Genomic DNA, 3,915 nt, shown 5'->3' with positions numbered 1-3,915 from the left:
TGAACAACCAAACGTAGCTTAATTTTTAAAAATAGATTTTGCACTATGGGAGTAGTCTGTGCTCTAAAAAAATACGATTTATGAAATTGATTCAAGAATAAATTTATTAACTTTCTATTAATATAAGTTTTGATATTAATTACATTAAAACTTACAGCTAATCATCATTTTTATCAGTTTGAAAGGAGTTTCTTATGAACATTAGATTGTTAAAACCATTAGATGCAAAAAATTATTGGGAATTGAGATTAGAAGCATTAGAACATAATCCAGAGACATTGTATCGAGTTATGAAGAAGCGATTAAAAGAGAAAATCCTGTAGAGACTGTTACTAAAAATTTATCGAACGAAGGAAATTTTACATTTGGAGCTTTCAATGGAGAGGAACTAATTGGTGTTGTGACTATGCTGCAAGAAACATCATTAAAAGTCCAACATAGAGCAAATATTTCTGCTATGTATGTAAGACCTAAAATGCGTGGTTTAGGTGTAGGAAAAGCGCTCTTATCAGAAGCTATCAATTATGCAAAATCCAGTGAAACAATAGAAAAGCTTAATTTAGAAGTAGTAACTGCTAATGAAAATGCAATGAATCTTTACACTACATTTGGATTCAAAAGTTATGGATTAGAAGAGCGTGCACTAAAAATCAATGACAAATATTATGATTCGGAACATATGGTGCTGATCCTCTAAAAATATTGCACTTCCTCAGTTCGGTACTTTCAGAGCATTTCTAGTCAAAAAAAGCACCTCCTGTTGTTAGTTTTTCATAACAATTGGAGGTGCTTTTCATATTTGTTGGTCTTTTCTGTTTGTCTAGAGTTGATAAGCGTGCCTAACAATGCTTGTGGGAGGGCCACACGATGTGGGTCATGCAACCGTTGCCACAGGATGTGGCGTTTCTTAGGCTATCTTCCTCTTTACGGGCGTCCTCAGCATTTAAAGTGGGATATTCCCATGTTTCTTAGCTGGTCTTGTTTCTTTTTTCGTTTTCATCATATCAAGTGCTTGGATTAGCTTGATACGAGTTTCGCGTGGGTCGATAACATCGTCTACTAAGCCATGAGATGCTGCTACGTATGGGTTTGCGAATTTTTCGCGGTATTCTTCAATTTTCGCAGCACGTGTTGCCTCTGGATCTTCACTGTTATCAATTTCTCGAGCGAAGATGATGTTCGCAGCGCCATTTGGTCCCATAACAGCAATTTCAGCGTTTGGCCAAGCGTATACCATATCAGCACCGATAGCTTTAGAATTAAGCGCTACGTATGCACCACCGTATGCTTTACGAAGGATGACTGTAATTTTAGGTACAGTTGCTTCTGAGTAAGCATAAAGGATTTTCGCTCCATGACGGATGATACCGCCATGCTCTTGTTTAATCCCTGGGAAGAAGCCAGTAACATCTTCAAATGTGATGATTGGAATATTGAATGAGTCACAGAAACGGATGAAGCGAGATGCTTTATCAGATGAATCAATATCAAGCCCGCCAGCCATTACTTTAGGTTGGTTACAGACTAAACCTACAACGTCGCCTTTAATGCGTGCAAGTCCTACTACGACATTTTTCGCAAATTCTTTATGTACTTCCATAAACGAACTTAGATCAACGATTTCTTCAATAACTTTGCGAATATCGTATGGACGAGTCGCTTCTACTGGAACTAATTCAATAATATTTTCTAAATAATCGTTATTCTCTTCTGGTTCAACACTTGGTGGTTTTTGTTCGTTATTTTGAGGTAGGTAAGCAAGTAAATCACGTACTTGTTGTAATACCTCTTCTTCAGATGGTCCGCGGAAATGTGCTGCACCACTAATTGAGTTATGGACTTTTGAGCCACCTAAATCTTCAGAAGAAATTTTCTCGCCTGTTACTGTTTCGATTACTTTTGGTCCTGTGATGAACATTTGGCTTGTCTTATCTACCATGAATACGAAGTCAGTAATTGCCGGTGAATATACTGCTCCTCCTGCACAAGGTCCCAAAATAACTGAGATTTGTGGAATCACACCAGAATAGATAGAGTTACGGTAGAAGATATGCCCATATCCATCAAGAGATACAACTCCTTCTTGGATACGAGCACCGCCAGAATCATTTAAACCAATGAAAGGCGTACCGTTTTTAGCCGCTAAATCCATAACATTCGCAATTTTCATTGCATGCATTTCCCCAAGTGCACCGCCGAAAACTGTAAAGTCTTGTGAGAACAGGTAGATTGGACGACCGTTTACTTTGCCGTAGCCTGTAACAACGCCGTCTCCAGGTCCTTCTTTTGTATCCATACCAAAGTCTGTAGTTCGATGTTTTACGAAAGGATTAATCTCAACAAAAGTACCTTCGTCTAACAGTAAGTTAATACGTTCACGTGCAGTTAATTTACCTTTTTCATGTTGTTTTACGATGCGGTCATCACCGCCACCTAATTCAATTTCACGTTTTCTATCATATAACTCATTGATTTTATCGAACATATCCATAGATGATTACTCCCCCGACTCACTTTTATCGTATAATTCGTAAAGCACACCATTAGATGACTTTGGATGAATAAAGGCCATTTTTGAGCCACCAGCGCCTGGACGTGGTTCATCTGATAGTAAGCGAACGCCTTGTTCGCGAAGGTCCGCCATCTTCCCTTCAATACCTTTAACCCCTAGAGCAACGTGATGAATACCTTCGCCTCTTTTCTCAATAAACTTAAAGATAGCGCTTTCTTCACTCATCGGTTCAAGCAATTCAATATGTGTATTCCCCGCATCTATAAATGCTACACGAACTTGTTCAGTCACTACTTCTTCTATTTTTAACAAAGGTAAGCCTAACACATCTGTGTAATATGTAATTTGTTCGTCAAGATTACGTACTGCAATACCGATATGGTCTACGTTCTCCACTTCTCCCACTCCTTCTTTGTTGTATAACACAATTGTACATAATTTATAAAAAAAACTCTAGCACTTGTGTAATTTTTCAAATTTGATAGAATATTTGTAGGAAAAGAAGGAGCGAACGAGAAATGAGTAATAAGAAATTTCAAAAAATTGTTGTTTATGCAATGATTGCTATTATGGTTATTTCTACATTAGCTTTCGGCTTAGCAATGCTATAATTTACTTAGCACGTCTGAATTGAGTTATTGTAAACAACACCATACAAACTAAAAAAACAGCGTCATATAAGGCATTAAGCCTGTGTACGCTGTTTTTTATATACAATCCTTTAAAAGATTGTTTGATTGCAAGGTAGTGATCCATCTCCTCGATGAATAGTACGGTTATATCATCACAATTCATCATGAGCATTATTTTTAATATTTCTCTGCTGTAATAATTCGTTCTATATTTGTTAAATATCTATATGTCTTCCGTCTTCTAACTCCACATACTCTTTTCCTTGTTCGTGCGCATTAATTATATCGATATCTGTTTCAATCCTAATTCACGACCATATAGGTATATCACTAATGCCTTATACTTTTTATCTACTCGAGCAAACATTTAATCACCTCACTTTTAGGGAACCATAGTTGAACGTTCGCACACGACTAAACTTTGTACAAGAACTCGATTATAACCATAACCTTCAGGTACATGGATAAACTCCGCGTCTGGGATAGGTAAAGGCTTAACCTCTCGAATATCTGTATCCGTTTCGAAATTCATTTTCTCGCCATTTTTAAACGTCACTTCCACATAATACTTCTTCATCTCCACCCCTCCTTTTACCATTTAAATTCCTCAAAAGTTAATTATTACCTCTATTAATTGTTCGACATTTTAATACAAAATAAAAAGCCCCATCAAGATGGTGCTGCACCCCAAAAGTTAGAGTTAAAAATCTAACTTTTGGGGTGTTTTTGTATGGCAAAATATAGTGATGAATTTAAATTGAAAGTTGTTAA

The 3,915-nt window shown here is 36.8% G+C and carries 4 protein-coding genes and 1 pseudogene; 2 read left to right on the top strand and 3 right to left on the bottom strand.

The genetic code is table 11. The annotated features are described in order from the left end of the window. The first annotated feature begins 194 nt into the window (after positions 1 to 194). Positions 195 to 697 (top strand): annotated as a pseudogene (locus tag ACQKMD_RS21825) (N-acetyltransferase family protein). A gap of 246 nt (positions 698 to 943) precedes the next feature. Here ACQKMD_RS21825 and ACQKMD_RS21820 read toward each other — a convergent pair. Together ACQKMD_RS21820 and mce are read right to left on the bottom strand one after the other, a co-directional pair. Continuing rightward, positions 944 to 2,491: an acyl-CoA carboxylase subunit beta gene (locus ACQKMD_RS21820; protein ID WP_427754659.1), complete on the bottom strand. Its 1,548-nt coding sequence runs from the start codon at positions 2,489 to 2,491 to the stop codon at positions 944 to 946. Between the two features lie 6 nt (positions 2,492 to 2,497). After that, a complete protein-coding gene (mce, locus tag ACQKMD_RS21815; protein WP_038184839.1) occupies positions 2,498 to 2,908 on the bottom strand; it encodes a methylmalonyl-CoA epimerase in 411 nt (136 codons plus the stop codon). 122 nt (positions 2,909 to 3,030) lie between these two features. Here mce and prli42 point away from each other — a divergent pair, with 122 nt between their 5' ends. Then, positions 3,031 to 3,123: a stressosome-associated protein Prli42 gene (prli42, locus tag ACQKMD_RS21810; protein WP_155981185.1), complete on the top strand. Its 93-nt coding sequence runs from the start codon at positions 3,031 to 3,033 to the stop codon at positions 3,121 to 3,123. A 403-nt stretch (positions 3,124 to 3,526) separates the two neighbouring features. Here prli42 and ACQKMD_RS21805 read toward each other — a convergent pair whose 3' ends face one another. Then, entirely contained in the window at positions 3,527 to 3,721 is a 195-nt protein-coding gene (locus ACQKMD_RS21805) for a hypothetical protein (RefSeq protein WP_427754657.1), read from the bottom strand. Positions 3,722 to 3,915 lie beyond the last annotated feature (194 nt).

The sequence above is a fragment of the Viridibacillus sp. NPDC096237 genome, assembly GCF_050278625.1.
In the GTDB taxonomy this organism is placed as follows: domain Bacteria; phylum Bacillota; class Bacilli; order Bacillales_A; family Planococcaceae; genus Viridibacillus.
This window is presented reverse-complemented; position numbering and strand designations above follow the sequence as displayed.

Coding starts and splice junctions, on each gene's coding strand:
- ACQKMD_RS21820 (WP_427754659.1), bottom strand. CDS start 2,491: ATGGATATGTTCGATAAAATCAATGAGTTATATGATAGAAAACGTGAA.
- prli42 (WP_155981185.1), top strand. CDS start 3,031: ATGAGTAATAAGAAATTTCAAAAAATTGTTGTTTATGCAATGATTGCT.
- ACQKMD_RS21805 (WP_427754657.1), bottom strand. CDS start 3,721: ATGAAGAAGTATTATGTGGAAGTGACGTTTAAAAATGGCGAGAAAATG.